17 protein-coding genes and 1 tRNA gene are annotated in these 20,993 nt (G+C 42.0%); all 18 read right to left on the bottom strand.

The window, feature by feature from the left end; translation table 11 throughout:
• Positions 1–44 precede the first annotated feature (44 nt).
• The 18 genes from HUU49_01525 to HUU49_01440 all read right to left on the bottom strand — a co-directional run bounded on the left by HUU49_01525 (position 45) and on the right by HUU49_01440 (position 20,971).
• Positions 45–1,196 carry a CAP domain-containing protein gene (locus tag HUU49_01525; GenBank protein NUM25287.1) on the bottom strand — a complete coding sequence of 384 codons (1,152 nt, stop codon included), beginning with the start codon at positions 1,194–1,196 and terminating at the stop codon, positions 45–47.
• Between the two features lie 110 nt (positions 1,197–1,306).
• Positions 1,307–4,537 (bottom strand): hypothetical protein, encoded by a 3,231-nt coding sequence (locus HUU49_01520; protein ID NUM25286.1) that lies wholly within the window; start codon positions 4,535–4,537, stop codon positions 1,307–1,309.
• A 2,006-nt stretch (positions 4,538–6,543) separates the two neighbouring features.
• Positions 6,544–7,629 (bottom strand): putative glycoside hydrolase, encoded by a 1,086-nt coding sequence (locus HUU49_01515; protein NUM25285.1) that lies wholly within the window; start codon positions 7,627–7,629, stop codon positions 6,544–6,546.
• A complete protein-coding gene (locus HUU49_01510) occupies positions 7,626–9,971 on the bottom strand; it encodes a DUF1704 domain-containing protein (protein NUM25284.1) in 2,346 nt (781 codons plus the stop codon). The genes HUU49_01515 and HUU49_01510 overlap by 4 nt, the downstream gene beginning before the upstream one ends.
• 5 nt (positions 9,972–9,976) lie before the next feature.
• On the bottom strand, positions 9,977–10,786 hold the full coding sequence (locus tag HUU49_01505; GenBank protein NUM25283.1) for a hypothetical protein: 810 nt from the start codon (positions 10,784–10,786) through the stop codon (positions 9,977–9,979).
• A 54-nt stretch (positions 10,787–10,840) separates the two neighbouring features.
• Positions 10,841–11,545 carry a DNA alkylation repair protein gene (locus tag HUU49_01500; GenBank protein ID NUM25282.1) on the bottom strand — a complete coding sequence of 235 codons (705 nt, stop codon included), beginning with the start codon at positions 11,543–11,545 and terminating at the stop codon, positions 10,841–10,843.
• 4 nt (positions 11,546–11,549) lie between these two features.
• Positions 11,550–11,804: a YbaB/EbfC family nucleoid-associated protein gene (locus HUU49_01495; protein ID NUM25281.1), complete on the bottom strand. Its 255-nt coding sequence runs from the start codon at positions 11,802–11,804 to the stop codon at positions 11,550–11,552.
• A 5-nt stretch (positions 11,805–11,809) separates the two neighbouring features.
• Positions 11,810–12,712 (bottom strand): aldo/keto reductase, encoded by a 903-nt coding sequence (locus HUU49_01490; protein ID NUM25280.1) that lies wholly within the window; start codon positions 12,710–12,712, stop codon positions 11,810–11,812.
• A complete protein-coding gene (locus tag HUU49_01485) occupies positions 12,712–13,293 on the bottom strand; it encodes a serine hydrolase family protein (protein NUM25279.1) in 582 nt (193 codons plus the stop codon). The genes HUU49_01490 and HUU49_01485 overlap by 1 nt, the downstream gene beginning before the upstream one ends.
• Before the next feature lie 4 nt (positions 13,294–13,297).
• Complete coding sequence (locus HUU49_01480) at positions 13,298–14,323, bottom strand: fructose-bisphosphate aldolase class I (protein ID NUM25278.1); 1,026 nt, start codon at positions 14,321–14,323, stop codon at positions 13,298–13,300.
• Between the two features lie 24 nt (positions 14,324–14,347).
• Positions 14,348–15,298, bottom strand: a complete 951-nt coding sequence (gene glpX, locus HUU49_01475) for a class II fructose-bisphosphatase (protein ID NUM25277.1) — start codon at positions 15,296–15,298, stop codon at positions 14,348–14,350.
• Entirely contained in the window at positions 15,299–16,207 is a 909-nt protein-coding gene (locus HUU49_01470; GenBank protein NUM25276.1) for a VOC family protein, read from the bottom strand. It abuts the gene before it with no gap.
• 115 nt (positions 16,208–16,322) lie between these two features.
• Positions 16,323–16,393, bottom strand: a tRNA-Gln gene (locus tag HUU49_01465).
• Between the two features lie 67 nt (positions 16,394–16,460).
• On the bottom strand, positions 16,461–18,047 hold the full coding sequence (gene dnaX, locus HUU49_01460) for a DNA polymerase III subunit gamma/tau (GenBank protein ID NUM25275.1): 1,587 nt from the start codon (positions 18,045–18,047) through the stop codon (positions 16,461–16,463).
• Between the two features lie 131 nt (positions 18,048–18,178).
• Positions 18,179–19,207, bottom strand: a complete 1,029-nt coding sequence (locus HUU49_01455; GenBank protein NUM25274.1) for a DUF3048 domain-containing protein — start codon at positions 19,205–19,207, stop codon at positions 18,179–18,181.
• A 50-nt stretch (positions 19,208–19,257) separates the two neighbouring features.
• Entirely contained in the window at positions 19,258–19,896 is a 639-nt protein-coding gene (locus HUU49_01450) for a 50S ribosomal protein L25 (GenBank protein NUM25273.1), read from the bottom strand.
• Between the two features lie 27 nt (positions 19,897–19,923).
• The gene (locus HUU49_01445) at positions 19,924–20,256 is read right to left on the bottom strand and encodes a hypothetical protein (GenBank protein ID NUM25272.1); all 333 of its coding nucleotides are present in this window, start codon (positions 20,254–20,256) and stop codon (positions 19,924–19,926) included.
• A 64-nt stretch (positions 20,257–20,320) separates the two neighbouring features.
• Entirely contained in the window at positions 20,321–20,971 is a 651-nt protein-coding gene (locus HUU49_01440; protein NUM25271.1) for an MFS transporter, read from the bottom strand.
• Positions 20,972–20,993: the final 22 nt, after the last annotated feature.

The raw sequence follows: 20,993 nt of genomic DNA, 5'->3' as shown, positions 1-20,993 counted from the left end.
AAAATCCCCGCAAAGCTTACGAAGGATTAGTTTAACGGCTAACTTTATAGAATAAGAATCTGCGGCGCTACCTGCTCAATGAAATGGAATTTCACCAAGATGAGGGAAACCAGCAGGGCAATTACTGCCAAACTTTGCAAAATAACTGAAGCATGCTGCACCCTGATTTTTATAAAAATATTAAGCATTAAAGATAAAAACATGAAAATCAGGAAAGCGATAAAGAAAATATTTGAATATTCAACAATCATATTCACTAGCGGTTTTGTCGCCTGCTGTTGAGTAGTCACGACAATCAGGCCTTCATTTGCCGTTCCTGCCGCCAGGACATCGGGGTTTGTTTCGGTTTCAACCACCTCGGCAACCGGTACCTGATCCGCATTGGGTGGTTGTGACGGTATTTCATTAGCCTGAGCCACCGACGTTGCGGCATCAGAACGTTTAGTGCCAAAAAATTGAACCAATAGAATGGTCTGATGCCCATTCAGTTCACCGTTAATAACGGCAATACCGACATCTTTATATTTTGGATTTAAAATATTGCGGCGATGGCTTGGGCTTTTCATGAACGCGTCATGAACAACTTCGGCATTGGTAAAATCCATGGCCAGGTTCTCGCCCGCATAGACGTAGTCATAATCACCACGGTTGATCCATTGCCATGGCCGCTTGCCGTCGGGAGTGTCGTGGGCAAAATAATCATTGGTAATCATATCCTGCCCTTTCTCGTACGCGTATTTGGTCAGATATTCATTTTCAGCCAAGGCTTCAACGCCAGCATCAGTCCGAGACTGATTAATCAACGAAATAATATTGCTGGAGATAATTGCCGACAATTGCGCCGGACTTGGGTAGGTTAAAAATAAGAATCCTGTCACTATCAGTTTAATAGCAACGGCTGTTACGGCTAAGCTCAACAAATTTTTGGGACGTAAAACTATCGGCCGGTGATCGTTAGAAACATCCGGAATAAACAAATCCTTCAGCAGTCTGGAAGAATCTTTAGTAAATCTGACAAAATCCTCTTTGCCGCTGGACAATTCAGAAAATTCTTTTTTTTGGCCTTTAATAAATTGCCGCCAGCGCTTTGGACGAAACAAAACAAAAAAGACGCCGAAAGCGTTAATGACAACACTTAAAGCGCCAATTAAAGTCAGATATTTTTTAGTTTTCCCGCCGTCTTGTTTCTTAAACATTTTCTTTGCAGTTAACTACTATATATAGTATGACATAAGTAATACGATTTGTCAAACAGCCCCTGGATTGGGGCTGTTTGACTGCTTTTTAGCTTTTATTCATTCAAGAATTATGAATGCTGTTGTTTTCTAGCAATAACTGAGAAGTACAGAATGATTGCAATTACTAAAGTGATTAGCAACCAGACGACAAGCCAACATTGAGCATAACCAAGGATGACAGGTACAGCCACCAAAATTGCCAGCATCCACCACAACTGTTTGGCAAAGTTATTAGCGGCGTTCATACCAAAGTACGCCAGGTCGGCGATCGTAATTATATTAATCACTAATAGCAACCAGATATACATTACACAGTCAGTTGCACCCACTTGAGCGGTTTGTTCAGGGGCAGTTTCCTGAGGTTGATTTCTGTCGGGCTGCTGAGTCGGTACAGCATCACCACCCTGAGCTAACAAGGTTGGCTCTTCAAATTCCGCACCGGCAACAATACCGGTATTACCCGCGCCACCGGCAGCAGACGTTTCCTCACCCTGAGGGGTTTGGGCCGAGGGCCCTGGATTTGGCTCTTCATTGGCCGGAGGTGTAGTTTCTTCAACAATAACTTCCCCGTTTTCCAGAATCTGATAGGAAACTTCCGTTCCCAAAACTTCCGGGGAAGCCGAAGAAATTGGTCGGAAGTAATAGATCGTGTTTGGATCCAAACCACTAATCAAAACTTCGTGATAAGTGACTTTTGGATCAGTATCGGTCTGCGGGGTTGACCACTGGTAACCATAGTTTGGCGCTTCACCCGGTTCCGGATGGGAAACAGTGTCATAAACCACGCGGCTCGTAGCTGGTTTATTAGTAAACCAAGTGATCAAAACCGTTAAGCTTTCTGGACCATTGCCAGTGTTTTCAGTATGAATTACTAGATTGCTGAAGCTTCCGCCTCCGCCCCCGCCTCCGCCACCTGGGTTGTTAGGGCCTGGATCATTTGGTTCTTCTTCACTACAGTCAGTAGTTTTTTCTGAATCATTGTCATCACAGTCCTGTTCGCCACAGATGGCACCACCATTGGCGGCAAAACCGTCTTCATCGGCATCGGTACAAAGAATGTTTCCAAAGTTAATGCCGATAACACCTTCACTGCTTAGCTCAATTGTTCTGGTTGCAACAGTTGTGGTAGCCCAGTTACCCGGCAGGGTGAAGAGTTCTTCAAAAACATTCCAGGTTCCTTCCTCAAGCGCATTCAAACAATACTCACCATTTTCATTAGTGTAAGTACTGGTTAAGCTGCCGCCAAGGCCAAAGATTTTCCAACCGTCAATGCCGTAATCGTTGTTGTTAAAGACACCATCTTGATCAGCATCGTAGAATTTATACCCACAGATGCTGCCCTGAGGCGCTTGTTCTTCAACTGCGTTAAAGAAATCAACATTCAGGCTGTTTTCGCCGTTAAAGTCTACATCTGTAAACCAGTCAGAAGTATTATGCCAATTTGACTGGAGCTCTTCCTGAACTCGGTAGTCACCGGGTGTAGCAGTCTCAAAACAGTAGTGACCAGTTTCATCAGTCATCTGCGTTTCAACAACCGTTACTGCAGAAGCACAATTCAAGGCCTTAACGCCGTCAACATCATATCCGTCAGCTTCCGGCACGTTGGTAAAGTCTGCTAAACTAGTCGCATCAACAAACTTAATGTATTGAGCCCATGACAAAGTTCCTAAATCAAAACTACTGTCTAGGCAGGCGTTACCTAAATAGATCCAATCAAGTCCGTTCTGCGAAGCATAGACATCGGCTTTCTCTGGATAGGTATTACACACTTGATTGCCGTAAGTGGTTTCAACAACCTGAACGTCGTTTCCGGCAGCATTCACAATTAAATTGTTGAAGCCTAAGATTAACTCACCGCCAAATCCAAGCGAAACAAAATTGATTGAGTCATTATTCTGAGCTGCTCCCAATGCTTTCGTCGTTACCGTTCGTTCGGCAAGAATGGGAGTGCCATTTCGGCGAGTACCCTGAGTATAGTCAACTACAGAATCTGCCCATTCATCACCCTCTTCACAAGCGGTAAATTGCAGCAATTTAATGGTCCAGTTTTCCAAACCTTCATCACCTTCGCTCAAAGAACCATTTTCGTCTTTGTCGTTATATTTATAGCCGCAAATCTGACCGACGCAATCCTCAACAATCTGCCAGTCGGAATAGAAACCATCATCAGCAGTGGTGGTGGTTAACCAGAAGTTTGAATGAGTTGCATCAGAAATCCAAACCTCATCGTTGCTGGCGTTATACTGGCCAGTGCCAGTGCCGTTAAAGCCATCTTCTAGTCCGTTGGCGCCCGGCAAAGCGTTTGACGGATCGTTATCCTGATCAGTTACTGTGGCGTTGTAGAATTCAATATTACCGTGAATATGTTCTTTATCATTATTGGTACCGGTACCATGTACTACGGCGCGAACTGTTCCGGCCAAACGCTGTACGGCTAAGCCTTCAACATTTTCATAGCCGGAAAGATCAGCATCAGTGATTCCAGCGCCGCTGTAGTATAAGGCAAACCACGTACCAGCCGGAATCTTATTGCCGGCGCTACCAAGATAGACGTCTGAACTCATATCACCAGCGCCCCAGTTTTTAACTTCATCAACATTTACTCGGGCCAAAACTAAATCGCTGCATTCATTTTGTTCTTCCCACTGACAGTATTGGGTACAACCCTCATCACCGTCACACTGTTCCCATTCTTGATTAACTTCGCCGTCACCACAGTAATCGGCGTAAATTTCTTCGGGCTGACATTGGGCATCGCAACCGTCACCATTTTCAGTGTTACCGTCGTCGCAGACTTCGCCGTCGTTATTAACTTCGCCGTCACCACAGACTGGAATTACCGGCGGAATACAACGAACGCTGACATTGTCCAAGAATGTTCCAAGTGAATTGGAAGTGCCGGCATCAGCGAACATCAGTTCGGTGCTAAATCCAGTTGCTGTTAAATCATAAGTATGACTTGACCAGTTGGTATTGCCAGCACCAGCACCATTTAATGTATCAATCAAACCACCGTCCCAGTTAAATTGAAGGATGTTATCACCACTACCGGTGCTTGGTCTTGGTGAGAAATCAAAACTAACTTCATAATTGTACCCCGGCCAGGTGATCAAATTTTGTTTGATCTTGGTTGAGGCCGGTTCACCAGAACCCGCATTGCTTGGTCCATACCAGTCGCCGTCAAGTTCCGCGTATTGTTCGCCTTCCGAAGGCAACCAGCCGGAAACCTTGCGATGCAATTCAAGCCAGGCCTCTTCCGGTCTGGTCTGGGCGCCAAAAGTGCCTGGACTTAGCGACATCCAGTCAGTCAACCAATTAGTAAGGGTGCTTGGGAAAATATCCCATTTGTTTGAGTTGGTTACAATCGGCTCTTCAAAGCCACCATTAACTACTAATTCAATCTCCGGATTACATTCAGGCGCGGTTGTACACTGCGGTGAACATTCATTTGAACCGGCCGGACCGTCATCACAAGCTTCTTGCCCTTCAACAATGCCATTGCCGCAGCCAACCGCGACGTTAAATGCCACACAATAGTGGGTTTCGCCACTTTCTAAACCGTCAACCCATTCCCAGTTATCAAAATTCAAAACATCATTACCGCAATAAAATTCAGCGCTAATTGGGTTTTGATTGTCCCCTGGAGGATTCACAAACGGAATGTAACCTGGCTGTAAAACTTCTCTAAACCAAATTAAATTATTATTGTCATCCCAGTCTTCAATTTCCACTTGAGCCGGAGTTGAGGTGCCGGTAACACTGTCAAAATCAAACCAGCCGTTTTCTGTTGGCGCTGAGCCAGTGTAATCGCCGCTCATTAATTGGCCGTAAGGACCATACTGGAAATTCCAGCCTTCTTGAAGCCAACAATGACCCTCGCTTGATGCAACATAGTCGGCTGCAGTGGTTGGTCCAACCACATCCGGTTCGTCTGGTTCAACACCGCCGTTTAATCCCCAATCTGGAAGAGCTGCTTCAGTATCGCACACCACTTTCCAGGCTAGAATAGTCACCGGAGCGTCTGGTTCTGGAACAATAGTTTCACAAGCAGTGCTACAGGTTTGCGAACCACTGATACCATCGTCGCAGTCTTCTTCGCCATTGATTTGGCCGTCACCACAGTACAAGCCAGGAATAGTATAACTTTCACAACTTACTGAACAATAGGTTCGGTCGCCTTCACCCTGGTTCTGGCTCCAAACAGCCTGAGCGTCGTCAACATTTTCTGCGCCATCGTCACACTCTTCACCAAATTCTAAAACATCATTGCCGCAAACTGCCGGAATTTGGCAACCGTTATTCCAAATTGCCTGACCTTCAGTGCCCCAGTTTTTGCCTGGATAATCGTGTGCGACATCTCCATACACCGGCGTGCATTCTTCATGAGTCACGGCCGCAACAGCATCGCGATAGATTGTGACTTTGGCATTTTCAATAGTATCATTACCACTTGGACCATCTGGATCATAAGTTCCACCAGAACTTGGGAAATCAGAGGTATGATCAACATAACCACCAATGAAATCACCATTAATATCTAGTTCTACTTTAGTAATATAATAACCATTCTTAGGGGTAATAGTAATTTTTTTGTCACTAGATTGATAGTTAATATCAATATTAGCATTGCTAAAATCCGAACTCTTTGTATAAGTAATTGGTCCGCTGGCCGGAACGGCTGGGGTGTCAATCACTGTCACGCAATTTTCGCCAGTCTGTTCGTTGACATAATAGGTATATGGCGGGATGATGTCGCCCCAATTTTCTTCGGGATAAACACCACCATCGTTACCATTATGACTATCATGACCACCAATGATAGAACTTTGGTCTACCAAAATTTTGTTAGGACCATAAGGGTTACCCTCAGCACTAGTGGCGTGACAAATTTCAACCTTAGGCTCCACCGTAGCTTGAGCCGGTGATATATCCACCGCAAAGATTTGAACTGGGACGCTTATAAAAAAAATAAGAGCCCAGCTCATCACGCGCCAGGCGCGCAACAAGTTACTCTTGTTCATATGTTTTTTAATTAAATTTTTCAGCTGATTTATTTATTAATATTTTAAATAGTTTAATAGTTGAAATTTTCAAAATAAAAAACCAATCGCTCGCATCTTTAAGGGTTTCCACTTAAAATCAATAGCTTTACAACGTTCAAACGGGCTATATTGGTTTGTTTTTATCTGTGTTTTCTCCGCTCCTCACTTTAAGAGGTGCTTCAATTTTACATTTATGCCGCAAGGATAGCAAGAGGACCTATCCACAGCCATTTTTATAACATTACAAACGGCATTTGTCAAGGCTAATTTGAAGCTTCCACCTCGTAACCAGCCTCCGTATAGTTATTTGAAGCGTTCCACATCAGCCAGCCATTAGCACCGGCGTCGTAAGCCGCCTGCTTTTGCAGGCGTAACATTTCCGGGGTGTATTCAGCGCCCAGATCAAAATCCTGCAACCAGGGTCGAAGCTTAGAACCTGATTGCTCCATCACGTCTTTGCCTCGAATTAAGCTGCGATAGACAATCTCATAGGGGTGTTCAGCTGGGTTAGCAAACTTTTCAAAGCCGGCCGGATAGTGCGACGGGTACACCATCGGACAAATAAAATCAAAATTTAGTGCGGCGTCAGCCAGGCGCTGGCCAATATTTAAGCCATCGTTACGCCACAGCACCATCCCGAATAAATCAGCCGAAAGCAGGGCCGGTTCATACTTTAACTGTTCGCCCAGGTACGTATAAAACTCCTTCATCACTTCGGATTTACCCTCTAAAGTCGGATTATCAAGATTGGCAAACGCCATTTGTTTGATATTCCCATCAGTAGGAAACCGAACATAATCAAAATTAATCTCGTCAAACCCAAGCTTAATCGCCTCTTTGGCTAAATCAATATTATAATCCCAAACCAGCTTTTGGGTGGGATCCACCCAGGCTAAACCTTTAAAATCGCGCCATAAACCGCCGGCTTTTGATTTTAGAGCAATATCGGAACGTTTTTCCGCCAAATAAGGATCCTGAAAAACGGTAATGCGGGCAATCGTGTAAATTCCTTTTTGTTTTAATTCGGCCAGCCAGTCTTGAAGGTCCGGAATCCGGATGTCTTCAGCGTCAATTTCATTTACCAGCGGGATATTAGTATCAAAAAAAATAAGACCGCTATAGTCTTTAACATCAATCACCACTGAGTTTAATTCCGTGCGCTCTATAAGCTGAACTAGTTTAGCGCGCCTGACTTTGTTGCCGGCGGTGTAAGCGGTGAGGTAAATCCCCTTGTTTTCAATTTTGGGCGGCTTGACGATTGTCTGATAAGTTGGTTCGCCGGCCGTTACAGTAAAAGAAAAAATAATAATTAAAGCGGTTACAAATAAGTTGATAATAGCTACAATCATTTTAGACGATCCGGTAAATATTTTATATTGCTAAACTCAAAAGCAGCAAGTCGCGGCAAATCATTAACTCCTATTTTACCAAAATAAAGCGATTTTATCCCAGCCCGGCCTTTTTGCTTAACCAAATCAGCAATCAATTGCAAACCATTAAAATAGATCAGGTCGCGACTAAAAACAGTATGTTTTTCCGTGTTACTTAGACCACGTTTAACTTTGACGCAAATCTTAAAAGCTTCCTGATCTTTCACTTCATAGGTTTTTACTAAGTGGTCAAATAACTCAGCAAAAGATAATTTCCGTCCTAAATAGACACCAACGACGTTTAGTGCTAGCCAAATGGCTTTATCTCCAAGTGGCAAACCTAGGGTATTTTGATTATAAATTGCCAAACCCTCCTCCGTAGTTAAATAATTTGCCGTTCCGACTTCAAAAATCTTATAACTCTGAAGCCTGGCATTTTCTAAACGAAAAATATGAGTTTCAATTTCGTGAGCAATTAAAGCCTTTAGGCGGTTTTCAGAAATTTTTGCGCCATCTTTCAGAAAAATTTGGTTGCGACGGCTGACACTGATATCGGCCGCAGCGTCCTTGACTACAACAACATTCCAGTGAATCAATTTTTGCAATTTCAGATAGTCTTCAAGAATTTTTTGAATCTTTTTTATTGGTAGTTCTTCACTTATATCTGTTTCAATTTTTTGTTTAGTAATATAATCAACTGCCTGCCGATACATTTCCCGACTCACTCGGCCGTAAAGTTTTTCTGAATGATATTGAATTTTTTCGCTGCCCCGTGCTTCCAACAACAAAATTTTTCGGTTCATTTCTCTGATTTTATCGTGATAAAACGGCATTAACGGATGATCGACTTTGGTTGGTATCTTTTTTAACTCTTTTTTAATTGCTTCCAAGTCAGTCGTAATTTTTTTATAGATAAACTGCGGCGAATAAGTTTTATTCTGAAAAAATAATTCCTGCTCTTGAAGTAAGTTAATCGGCTTAAAGCGAGGAATAATTCCCAGACTTTTATCAAGCAGGTAAATTTTTCGGTCAATATTTTTAATAATTTTTTCTTCTTTGCGATCGCCTTTGCCAATTGCCAGTTCCGGTTTAATATTTTTTGGTGAAGGAGTAATGGAGGTATCAATTAAAAAATCACTTAAAAATTTTCCAGCTAAAATGGCTTTATAATTATGCTTCTGCAAATCACCGAACTCTGTTGGCAAATTAATGCGCTTGCCGGCCAATTTGATGCTGACAAAACCATCTTCAAATTCGGATTTGAAACTTGAATCCAAAATATTTCTGCCGGCGTGAGGGTCAATTTTAGCCTTAACTAAACCTTGAATAGAGTTTAAAACTTCAATTGGCTCATAAAGCCCAATAATTGGCTTATCAACTTTAAACTCAACGATTTTTTTCGGATTGGACGTAAATAAAGTTTTAGCAATTTTAACCCCCTCTTGAGGCGAACCAACTTTTAAATCGGAAACTTTGCGCAGTCGGACTTTAAGCGGCGCACGGTTGGCAATCTGAATATCAAGTCCGGCCCTGGCGTTGATTTCCAAAACTTTTAACCCGGTTTTGGTAACCGTCAAATCAACTCCCAAAAAACCGACTTGGCTAATTTGCTGAATTCGGGCAGCGGTCAAAAGCAATTCATCCCAAAACGGAATTTTTATTCCTTTAACCGGCTTGCCGTTGGGCAAATGAGTAACAAATTTATGATGCTGAACGCCGTAGGTGGTTAAGCCGGTGCCGATATCAATTCCCAGGCCGACTGCTCCTAAATGTAAATTAGCTTTGCCTTCCGATTCAGTTGTCGGCAAACGCAGCATACCAACAATCGGTACTAGATTGAATACAATGATACGAATATCCGGCAAGCCTGATTCAACATAGTCAACCAAGGATTCGTGTGTTATTAGTAATTCTTCAAAAATGACCTGGTCACGAAAACCGGAAATGGCATATTTCCCGTCAAGAATAGCCGAACATTCATTAAACAAATCTTGCCAGTCATATTTTTTATTACCGGTCCCAAAAAAGGTTTTGCCTTTTTTGTCGCGAATAATGGTAATACCGGTACCACCAAAACCACGATTAGGCTTAACGACAAAATTATCTGGCAGCACTTCCGGATTAAAACTAACCAATTCTTTATAATTTCGGATTGCAGCGTATAGTCTGGCAACCCCGATTCCCCGAGACTGTAGATAATTTTTCGTATGAAGCTTGTCGTCGGCAAAATTCTTGTTTAATTTTGTATTGTAACGGTTGACATACAACAGATTGCGAGCATTAACACCAAGAATGTCGTGCCTTTTTTCCCACCAAGACATAGTTATTATTCCTCAATATTATCTTTAAATAAGGTACGGAAACGAAAATACTCAATCAACCGTAAACCAGTGAATTTGCCAGTAATTAAATTACCGATAAGCGGCAATAAAACAATTTCCGGCAAGGCAATAATTCTGACCGCCAGCCAAGGCCAACTGACAAAATAATAGGCAACCAAAGCAACTAAAATTGTCTGGATTGTTCCGCGCAAAGCACCACTAACACCCTCTTCGCTTTGAGTTGAAGAAATTCTCTCAGAGATGGTGGAAATCATCAGCATCGGAAAAATCGCCGCGCCGATCGTCACTGGACTGCCGAAATTCAAACTAAACCAAATAATGATAAAAAACGACAGCGACAAAACTGAAAATAAAAAACTGACTCGCGGGATATACAGTAAATTAAGCTTGCCGACAATTTCTCTTAAGACATAGCTAACCAAAATAACCAACAATAACACCGCCATACCGAACAATACTCCTAAAAGCATAAACGACAAAGCAATTAACAAGGGCATGTACAGACCGAAAGTTGAAATGCCGATAATCTGTCGGAAAAAAGCAATAACGAAAGTAATAAAAGGCACTGCTAAAATCATATAGATAATATCCGGTCTAACCCCTTCACTCAAAAAATAATCAATCATCTTGGACATTGGCCAAAACCAAGAGTTTACATGATATGTTTTAACATGATAATTAGTAATTCCAGCAAACGATAAATCAACCGGACCGGCGGCCAAGACTACTGACCCAAATAAAAAGGACAAAAAAATGAATAAAATAGTAATTAATAATTTAGATTGAAACATCATAAATAAAAATAAGGCTTTTATAAAATTACCTTATAATTTTAACATTTTTATCAGTTATTTTCTAGTCAGATAATATTTTCGTTTTTGATCGCTGAATTTCTCAATGGCGTAGCGCAACATTGTGCGCGGCATTTTGGCCGCATAGCGGTTTAAAAAGGCTTCTTCAACTTTTAGCTCACGCTTGCCAACTTCACGCAACATCCAACCAACGGCCTTGTGGATCAAATCGTGAGGGTCAGCTATAAGCGTTTTGGCAATTTTTAAAGTGTCATTGAAGTCATTATTACGAATAAACGCAAAAGTGGCAATAATGCTGATCCGACGACCCCACAAGTCTTTTGACCCTGCCAGACGGTATAAAACTTGGCGGTCACGATCCAACAAATAATCGCCGACAATATTTGGCGCCGACAGGTCCACTAAATCCCAGTTATTTATGCGGCGGGTGTTTTTTAGATAAAAATTAAAAATCTTTTTCTTTAAGGCATCATCCGCAACTTTATACTGAGCAATTAAAATAAAAAGAGCACCAAGTCGGTACTCATGAATGCTACTATTCAGCAATGATTGAATTTCGGACAAACTAAGCTGAAGATATTTTTTGGCGATTAAACGCGTCCGCGGAACCTTAATACCTAAAAAAATATCACCTTCGCCATATTGGCCGGGGCCGGTCTTAAAAAATCCTTGCAAAACTTGTGCCTGTTTTTTATCAGCCAAGGCCGAAAGTTCTTTTGTAAAGCCAGCCAGGCCGGACATAGTCTTACAGGCCAATATTTAGACTCTGCAATTTTTGGGCCATGCCCATTTGAGCGTTGCGGATGGCGTCGTTAAAACACTCCTTGACCACTTGGGCCTGACGCTGAGTATCAAGCTCGGGGTTTAAAACAAGTTCTTCAATCTGCATATTGCCGTTAATGACAATCTTAACGCCGTCTTTTGAAGCTTCAAATCGTTCTGACTTCGCGGCGTCGTGCAGTGATTTTAACTGTTTAAGCTGTTTTAACTTGTCTAGCATATTATTTATTGTTGGTTATTATATTCTTTAAGAATCTCATCACTTAATGGTTGGCGGTTGGAAACATCTTGCTGGCCGGGAAACTCATTAGTTAATTTGCGAATATCAGTTTCCGACATCTCCCAAGTAAGGGCACCAAGATTATCTTCCAAATGGCTGATGTTGGTACTTTTGGAAAGCGTGACAACATTAGGCTGGCTAACCAGCCAATTAATGGCAATCTGCGCCGCCGATTTTTGGTACTTTTGCATCATTTCTTTCATAATGGGCGGTAAATCCGTAGTAAGCATCCCCCGTTCAATCGGCCGCCAAGCACCCAGAATGACATCATTTTGCTGGCAGTAATCAAGCAAGCCCTTACGTTGTGGCTCCCGAAAAACCAAATTATAATGAACCTGATTAAAAACAATTTTATTTTCCGTATACCTCTGAGCTTCTTTCAGATGGTCAGCACAGAAATTAGAAACTCCGATATGCTTTATTAATCCCCGCCTAACTAATTCATCAAAGGCTTTGAGCGTGTCTGATAATGGAATGGCCGGGTTGAATTTATGAATTAAATATAGATCAAGGTAATCAGTACCAAGACGTTTCAGGCTTTCTTCGCACGACTTTAAAACATTATCATACGCCAAATTATCCTGGTACACCTTTGAAACAATAAACAGTCTTTGGCGGTCGTAACCCTTAATCGCCTCGCCAAGGAGCTGTTCAGCTTTGCCCTGGGCATAAAGCTCGGCGGTGTCAATATGGGTCACGCCGCGCTGGATCGCCGCTTTAATTGCCGCGATGTCAGCATTGTCATCGTTAGCCGGGTCAATCGTGCTAAGGCCGCCCATGCCGTAGGTGCCAATCCCAAATACCGGCATACTAAAACCGGAAGCTAAAGTTTTAACTGGAATATTCATTATGATTGCTTATGGTTAATCATTTTTAAAACGGTATCACTTACTTCCGGCAAATTACGGCAGCTAGTTTCATTGTCAACCTCGCCTGAAAAATGCCCGGCCTGGTGCTTAACAATTATTTCAGCATTCAACTCCGCCTTAAAAACATCGGCGTGCTTTAAATCAACATAGGGGTCGTTATCGGAATGAATGGCCACAAATTTTGGACAATGGCTTTTAATTTTTTGGAAATCAATATTGGTTTGAAAAAAATTCTTTAGTTCATCATAGCCTAAGTCATCTGTAAAGCCAGCTACCAATACCACGCCGCCAATCTTTTGTCCAGGAGCTAACGATTCTAAATACCGTAGAATGGTAATACATCCAACGCTGTGACCGATTAAAAATAAATTTTCATCTGGCGTGCCAACAACGGTTTGTAGCATAGGTAGCCACTTTGCCAAATTTGGCGCTTCGGTTTCGGGAAATGCCGGCACCGTGACTGAAAATTGATTTTGTTCCAGCTGGGTTTTAGTGGCCGGATACCAACAATAATCCGGAGAGCCGTCCCAACAGTGAACAATAACTGCTCGCTTGGACATAAAATTAACGCTCCAACTCTTGGTTATATTGGCCCAAAGCCGCCAAGCTGTTCATTTTTGCCCGATGAATCAATTTGGTTTGGGCGGCAACCACATTTTTAGCCTCACCATTCCAAGTTGCTAAAGCACTATCCTGAAGCGCCCGGCCATAAGAAAAACTTAACGGCCAGGGAAAAGGCCCGTGACTGTTGATGGCGTTAAGATTAACCGTTGCTTCAACCTCGGTTTGACCGCCAGACAAAAAGACTTGGCCCGGAAGATTGGCCGGCAAGACATCCTTAAAAAGTTTAATGGTGGCTTCGGCGATTTGGTTTGAGCTTGCTTTTTGCCCAGAATTTTTACCGGGAACAACCATATTAGTTTTAAGTAAAACACCCTCAATCGCAACTTCCAAATTATTTAATTCTTCAAACAACATTGTTAAAATTTGTTTTGAAACTTCAGCACATCTTTCCATCGTATGAGAGCCGTCCATTAAAACTTCCGGCTCAACGATCGGAACCAACCCGGCATCCTGACAATCCTTGGCATATTGTGCTAAGTCCAAAGCATTTTGTCTTAAATTATTTTCCGTTGGTGTTGTGTCACTAATGGTAATAACCGCCCGCCATTTAGCGAATTTGGCGCCCAAGGCAGCATATTCCTTTAGACGTTCGGGTAGCCCAATTAAACCTTTCGTTAATTTTTCGGTCGGTGATTCAGGCATCTCGGTTGTACTCTGATCAACCTTAATACCAGGCAAGATACCGGCTTTAGTTAAAACCTCAACAAACAAAACACCATCAGCCGTTGACTGACGAATCGTTTCATCAAACATAATAACGCCTGAAATATATTTGTTAAGTTCAGGCGCGGTTAGTAACATTTCCCGATAGGCGCGACGATTTTCTTCGGTTGAAGCTAAACCAATTTTATCAAAACGTTTACCGATTGTGCCAAAACTCTCATCGGCCGCTAAAATGCCTTTACCTGGCGTCAGTAAAGTTTTGGCAATTTGATTAAGTCCGTTAATTTTTACTTGATCAATCATTTTAGTTTTTATTATGAACAAATTTTAAGTTCGATGATGAGTAGTAATATATCTAACCGTTCCCGAAACTCCCCTGATGACAATTGAATTAGTGATAATTTTATCCTCTTCAAATAAAACGCCATTGAGAATTGGGCCGTCAATAACTCCCGTTGCGGTAAAAGTCAGTTGATCGCCTTGAGCCAAATCTTTGGCGTGAAAAATATGATTAATATTTTTAATATTAATTTTACTTAAATATTTTTTTACTTCGTCCTCGTCGTTTCTGAGATCTGGTCTAAATCGACAAACAATTCCCCCACCAAATATTTTGACTGCTACTGCCGCCAAAACCGCTTCCGTGCTGCCGCCACTACCCATTAATAAATCAATACCACTTTTAGGCAAACAAGTTGCTACTGCTCCAGCGACATCGCCATCCGTAATTAATCTTACCCTTGAGCCAACGTTTCTAATTTCTTTAATTAAATTTTCATTTCGAGGACGATCTAAGACGACGACCGTAACCTCGTTAATATCTTTTTTTAAAATTTTTGCCACTTTAGTTAAGTTATCTTTAACCGAAGCGTCAAGGTCAATAACTGCTGCCGCCTTAGGACCGGAGGCAATTTTATCCATGTAAGTGTCAGGGGCATGAAGTAGGCTGCCCCTAGGACCGGAGGCAATGACCGTGATAGCATTATAGCGCCCCCAAGCCACACTGTTAGTACATTCCAAAGGATCAATTGCTAAATCCATTTCTGGTTTATCTCCTTTGCCAACTTTTTCGCCGGTATATAGTTTTGGCGCTTCATCTTTTTCGCCTTCACCAATGACAACCGTTCCGGAAAAATTAATTTGGTTAAACCGATCACGCATTTCGTCAACGGCGGCCTGATCGGCTGCTATTTTATCGCCACGACCAACCCATTTCGCCGCGGCGATTGCCGCGGCTTCAGTTACCCTGACAAATTCTAAAGCTAAGTTACGATCCATTTATTTTTGATTAAAAGCTTTTTCTAATTTAGCAATATCAAATTTTTTCATTTGTAAAAAAGCTTTGGTTAAGTTAGCAACTTGCTCTGGGCTGCCGCTTTTCATCATTTGGTTCATCACACTAGGAACAATCTGCCAGGACACTCCGTATTTATCTTTAAGCCAGCCGCACTGCTCTGATTCAGGAACCGCTGAAAGTTTTTCCCAGTAATAATCAATCTCAGCCTGGTCTTCGCAATTGACTACCAACGAAAGTGCTTCATTAAAATTAAATTTATGCACCTGACTACTTGCATCCATAGCCGCAAACCATTGACCTTCCAACATGAAATCGGTAAACATGATTGCGCCTTCTTTATTCGGCTGCATGCCTGCCGGATAGCGAGCAATCATACCGCGCTTGGCGTTTTTAAAAATAGATAGATAAAAATCAGTGGCCGCTTCGGCCGCCTCACAAGTAGGCGTGACAAAAAGCATTGCCGGAATAATTTGTGGCCGCTTTTCTCCTTTGGGATTTGTTAAAATCAACTGCCAGGAAAAACCGTATTTGTCCTGAACCCAGCCATAGCGTTCACTAAACGGATATTTATCTAAAGGCATTAAGGCCTGCCCACCTTCCAAAAGCTTTTCCCAAACTTCATCAATTCGCTTTCGGGCATTCTGGTCTTGGGCCGGGTCAAAATTAACCATCATTGAAATTGACGGGTTAAATTTAAAAAATGGCCCAGCGCTTATAGCCATCAAGCGGTAGCCCATTATCTCAAAATCAACAATATCGCAGTCGCCGGAAGGCGTGTCTTTAATTTTTGATTGAGAAATTATCTTAGAATCAAAAAATACTTTAGTATAAAATTCAGCAGCCTCAACTGCCTGTTTATCAAACCATAAATGTGGCGTAATTTTTTGCATAAAATTTGTTTTACCCTGTGGCGGCAGGAATTCAAATTTCAATCACTATTAGTGCAAACCCCCTCACTCGTCCCACTTCACTGGAAGTTAAATAATTATGGATTCATTTACAAACCTCGGGGGCAGGGACTCGAACCCCAATTACCAGAGCCAGAATCTGGCGTCCTACCATTAGACGACCCCCGAGGTTTATAAACGATTTTTAAATACCAAATTATTTAACGAAGATTAAGTTGAACAAACAGTCTAACCATTATTCAATTAATCGTCCACCAAACGACTGCAGCACCACATTGACAGCTTCGTCATTTTTAGGCTGGTTGATTTCTTCCTGCACCATTGCGTTTACCACAACAGTTTTTAAGATCAACGGCGTACCGAATATCTGATGCAATACGTCTTCAACTGTTTTTTTGTTTTTCAAATCATTCACGCGCTGCTGGTGAAACTTATGCTCAAAGCACACTTCCAGCGTACCGTCGTCTGACAATGCTGACGGGTTTGCAATTTTCAGGGTTGAAGCCAGGCTATAATTTAAATCTTTAATATGATTTAAAACATCTTGCCATCGGCTTTTAATCTGATTGAGTGTAATCCCAACCTTTGTCGGTTGAGTTAACGGCGCTTCAGCCACTTTTGCCAGCATTGGCGCGGTTTTTGGCTTTGCTACCGTTTTTTTCGTTTCAGTAGTTTTAGTCTTACTGTCAGGCGCCAAGCCAGCGCTATCGTCATGCGTGTCAGTCGGGTTTGCTTGAATGATTTCTAAAACAGCTAACTCAAGGGGTAGCTGTAGGATTTCAGCATAGCGTAATTCAAGCTTTTTTGCAAGCAATACATCAATTGCTTTCATTAAAAAGTTAAGGCTGGTTTGCTGGCTTAATTCATTAATTTTCTTTTCCAGGTCCTTGTTAAAACTGCCACTGAATTTGGTCAGCTGGCTATTGATTTTAAGCAACAAAATTTTTCGCAGCAGTTCAATTGTTTCTTCGGTAAATTTTTCCAAGTCCAACCCTTCCTGAACCAATTCATTAACCAAGGTAATGGCTCCGGCAGCGTCTGATTTGTTTAACAAACTGATAAATTCAAGCGCCAAGTCAAAACGTGATCTAGGCAATACCAATTCCGCCTGTTCAGCCGTTATTTTTTTACCGCCGAGTGAAAGAATTTGACCCAGCAAACTTTCCGCATCCCGCAAACAGCCACCGGCGTAATATGCCACGCTTTCCAAAACTGACGCCTCAACGGCAATGCCTTCCTGGCGGGCAATATGGTTTAACCGTTCCAGCACTTCGCTATCGGCAACCTTGCGAAACTCAAAATGTTGGCAACGAGAAATGATGGTTTGTGGAACCTTGTGAATTTCAGTAGTGGCTAAAACAAAAATTGCATGAGCTGGCGGTTCTTCCAAGGTTTTTAACAACGCGTTAAACGCCGAAATCGACAGCATGTGAACTTCATCAATAATAAACACCTTAAACTTTCGACTCGTTGGCGTGAATCTAGCGCTACCGATGATATTTTCACGGACATTATCAACACCAGTATGGGAGGCGGCATCAATTTCAATGACATCCAAACTCTTATTCTCCATTAATTCTAAACAAGCGGCACATGTGTTACAGGGTTCACTTTGAGAATCTTTACGATTCAAACAATTAACCGCTTTTGCCAAAAGTCGAGCCATGGTAGTTTTTCCCAGCCCACGCGGACCGGAAAACAAATACGCATGAGCGACCTTGCCGGTTTCCAGCTCATTTTGAATTGTGGTTTTGATATGGTTTTGACCAACTAAATCTTTGAAAGATTGCGGCCGATATTTTCGATACAAGGCAAGTGCCATACTGGATACATAAGGTTACGAGTAGCACCTAAAATTGTACCCCATTTAGTCAATCTTATCAAGCAAAAAACCCCCTACTTTTTTGGGGGTTTTTGTAAAAAATACGATACCGGCAAATTGTCTAAAAATCCCTAGTTGAAAACAATCTCAACCCAGGTGGTGCCGCGGTTTAAGCTTACCTGGTTTTCAAATTTATCATAAAAGTAGGTTCGGCCGTTAATTCTTTGCCAGGAACCCTGAACAACATTGCCGTCAAAATACATTTCTGCCGGACCAGAGCCATCCAAATCAACCGCCAAGCGGCCATAGTCATCAACGATATCATAGTCAACGTGCTGAACAATGACATTTTTAGCTTTCAGAATAATCCCACTCTCCGTCTTGTGAAGCTTACCCCCCAGATATCTGGTGTAATTGTTGTTATCCGGATCGTACTCATAACGGACCTGATAAAACCCATTACTGCTGAAATTAACTTCGATATCGGTCACACCGGTAGCCGAAGTGTTTGGCACATCATCATTTTTAAATTGCCAAGGACTAAACTCGGCGGCCGGATCAATCTCTTTAGCTTGGATCGCCCGCCTGATTTGATCTGCCGACGTAAACAGATTATGTGGTGCTGCGCGCGAAGTGTCACGCCAAAAATAGATGCCATCGGCAGAAATTTCATTGATGTTATACATTTCGCTTTTTTTTAACATTGCTAACGCTTCAGCACTGCCGCCAGCATGGAAATAAACCGGATTCCATTCTTGAGCGAGTTCCACAAAAAATGGCCGGGCAGAACGAACCGGACCGATTTTTTTGACCTCAACATTCTGATCGAAGACCGCTAAAAATCTCGTGATGTCTCCTTCAACAATACTTTCATAAACAATACTCGCCTGCTCTAATCCGGCCACCGGACGGCTTTCAACATGATTTTCCAGCATCACCGCAAACGGTTTAAGGCGGGCCTTGGTGCTGTCAACAATCACTCCATCAAGCCAGCGAGCGGTTTGCGGACTAATTTGATGATTAATCGTTGAATCCCAATCAAGCCAATTTTCAGTCGTGATTGAATAATAAAATAAAAAACCAGCCGCCAAGACGGCTAAAAAAATAACAATACCAAGGTATTGCCACTGTTGAATAAACTTTTTGATTTCTTGGTTCATTGCTTTAACCATAAAATCCCCCCGAAGATTTATCGGGGGGACCTTAAAAATTATTTTTCCTCAGCAGGTTCAGTGGTCTGAGCTGGTGCAGCTGTTTCTTCAACAACCGCCGGCTTCTCTTCTTCCACTCGTTGTGGCTGAACTAGCGCCACCACGTCTGTTGGATGATTGAGAATTTTGATGCCAGCCGGAGCCTTGATGTCAGAAATATGGATTGGAACGTCAATCTCTTTAAGCACTGACAGATCAACTTCAATTTCGTGGACCAGGTCAGCAGGCAAACATTCAACTTCCACTTCCGACAAAGCAGTTACCAAAATGCCGGAATGTTCTTTAATGGCCGGTGCTTCACCGACAAACTTCAACACGATATCGGTATGGAGTTTTTCATCCATTCGAACTTGGTAAAAATCAACGTGGGTATACCGGCTAGTCGTCGGATCAAGCTGATAGTCTTGGACTAGAACTTTGACTGGTGACTTTTCGTCAACCGCCAAATCAACCAAGGTACTATCGCCGGCTTGGCGGTAGACTTTTTCAAATTGACTATAGTCTACTTCCAAGTTAACTGGATCAACGCCGTGGCCATATAACACTGCTGGAATTTTACCCGACTTTCTCAACGCGGCGACGGCTTTGCCGACGGCGGTACGAGTTTTAGTCTTGAGGTTTAAATTAGCATTAGTCATTACTTCCTCGCGCTTTCTTATTAATAATTAAATTTTATCAATCAAAACTTTTTGACTGTGTAAAAACTCATGGGCTTCAATCACATCATCAACACTTACCGGTAGCACCGATTTAAACTTCATGACATCGTCACTGCTTAAATCAGTCACCAAACCGATTGAACTGATTCCCAGCTGATTGGTCAATAATACCGCCAATACTGCCGACTGACAGTGGTGGCATTTAACATGGACCAAATGGCTGTTTTCAGCTTCATCCAAAATCCGCGCCTCAAGCGGATCATAGCGCATCTGACAAACCGGGCAATGCGTTATCGGCGTGTTATTGTCGTTGAATAAATTGAAATATTTATCCTCCATAAGGTCTCTATAAAATAACCTAAAATTATGGTTTAGTCAAGTCCAACTAAAAATATCTTTACTATTATTTAAAAGTGTCAATTTTCAAAGGTCCTTTATCATGAGTCTGGCCGCCAAGGAAACTTCGCAAAATTGATTGCTTGCTTTTATTAAGAGTTAGAAGAATTAAAGAGCTAATCGTTCCAAATAAAAATATTAAGCCAAACAACACGTTAAAACCAAAACGATCAGCCACAATAGCGCCAATGGCGGCGCTTGATGCCGTGGCAATCCCAACCCCGACATCCTCTAATGACCACTCAAAACCAACAATGCTTTTATCAACATTATTGGTAAAAACTATGCGCCAAGCCGGTACTGCCATTGAATGGGCAAACCCATTTATAATTTGCAACACATAAATATGCCAGGGCGCGGAAGCAATAATATAAAACAGCGGAATTGCTGAAATCAAAAACGTACCGATAATCATAAAAAAATATTCATCAAATTCTCCCTTAATGTTGTCCATCACCCGACTTAACGGAATCACCATGATTACCCTGGTAATCCAGTAGCATGATACGGCGTACCCGATAACTTCTAATCTGTTTTCAATATTCTCAAGAATATACACCGCGAATATGGGAGCCAATAAACCAACTGCAAAAAATAAAAAGAAATCGGAGATAATCAAAGTACGAATAATCTTACCAACTGTTTTTTTGTCGAACATATACGATTAATTATTTCTCTAA

The sequence above is a fragment of the Candidatus Buchananbacteria bacterium genome (assembly GCA_013359225.1).
Taxonomy (GTDB): domain Bacteria; phylum Patescibacteriota; class Patescibacteriia; order Buchananbacterales; family UBA6539; genus JABWCG01.
This window is presented reverse-complemented; position numbering and strand designations above follow the sequence as displayed.

Coding starts and splice junctions, on each gene's coding strand:
- HUU49_01525 (NUM25287.1), bottom strand. CDS start 1,196: ATGTTTAAGAAACAAGACGGCGGGAAAACTAAAAAATATCTGACTTTA.
- HUU49_01520 (NUM25286.1), bottom strand. CDS start 4,537: ATGTCGCTAAGTCCAGGCACTTTTGGCGCCCAGACCAGACCGGAAGAG.
- HUU49_01515 (NUM25285.1), bottom strand. CDS start 7,629: ATGATTGTAGCTATTATCAACTTATTTGTAACCGCTTTAATTATTATT.
- HUU49_01510 (NUM25284.1), bottom strand. CDS start 9,971: ATGTCTTGGTGGGAAAAAAGGCACGACATTCTTGGTGTTAATGCTCGC.
- HUU49_01505 (NUM25283.1), bottom strand. CDS start 10,786: ATGATGTTTCAATCTAAATTATTAATTACTATTTTATTCATTTTTTTG.
- HUU49_01500 (NUM25282.1), bottom strand. CDS start 11,545: ATGTCCGGCCTGGCTGGCTTTACAAAAGAACTTTCGGCCTTGGCTGAT.
- HUU49_01495 (NUM25281.1), bottom strand. CDS start 11,804: ATGCTAGACAAGTTAAAACAGCTTAAACAGTTAAAATCACTGCACGAC.
- HUU49_01490 (NUM25280.1), bottom strand. CDS start 12,712: ATGAATATTCCAGTTAAAACTTTAGCTTCCGGTTTTAGTATGCCGGTA.
- HUU49_01485 (NUM25279.1), bottom strand. CDS start 13,293: ATGTCCAAGCGAGCAGTTATTGTTCACTGTTGGGACGGCTCTCCGGAT.
- HUU49_01480 (NUM25278.1), bottom strand. CDS start 14,323: ATGATTGATCAAGTAAAAATTAACGGACTTAATCAAATTGCCAAAACT.
- glpX (NUM25277.1), bottom strand. CDS start 15,298: ATGGATCGTAACTTAGCTTTAGAATTTGTCAGGGTAACTGAAGCCGCG.
- HUU49_01470 (NUM25276.1), bottom strand. CDS start 16,207: ATGCAAAAAATTACGCCACATTTATGGTTTGATAAACAGGCAGTTGAG.
- dnaX (NUM25275.1), bottom strand. CDS start 18,047: ATGGCACTTGCCTTGTATCGAAAATATCGGCCGCAATCTTTCAAAGAT.
- HUU49_01455 (NUM25274.1), bottom strand. CDS start 19,207: ATGAACCAAGAAATCAAAAAGTTTATTCAACAGTGGCAATACCTTGGT.
- HUU49_01450 (NUM25273.1), bottom strand. CDS start 19,896: ATGACTAATGCTAATTTAAACCTCAAGACTAAAACTCGTACCGCCGTC.
- HUU49_01445 (NUM25272.1), bottom strand. CDS start 20,256: ATGGAGGATAAATATTTCAATTTATTCAACGACAATAACACGCCGATA.
- HUU49_01440 (NUM25271.1), bottom strand. CDS start 20,971: ATGTTCGACAAAAAAACAGTTGGTAAGATTATTCGTACTTTGATTATC.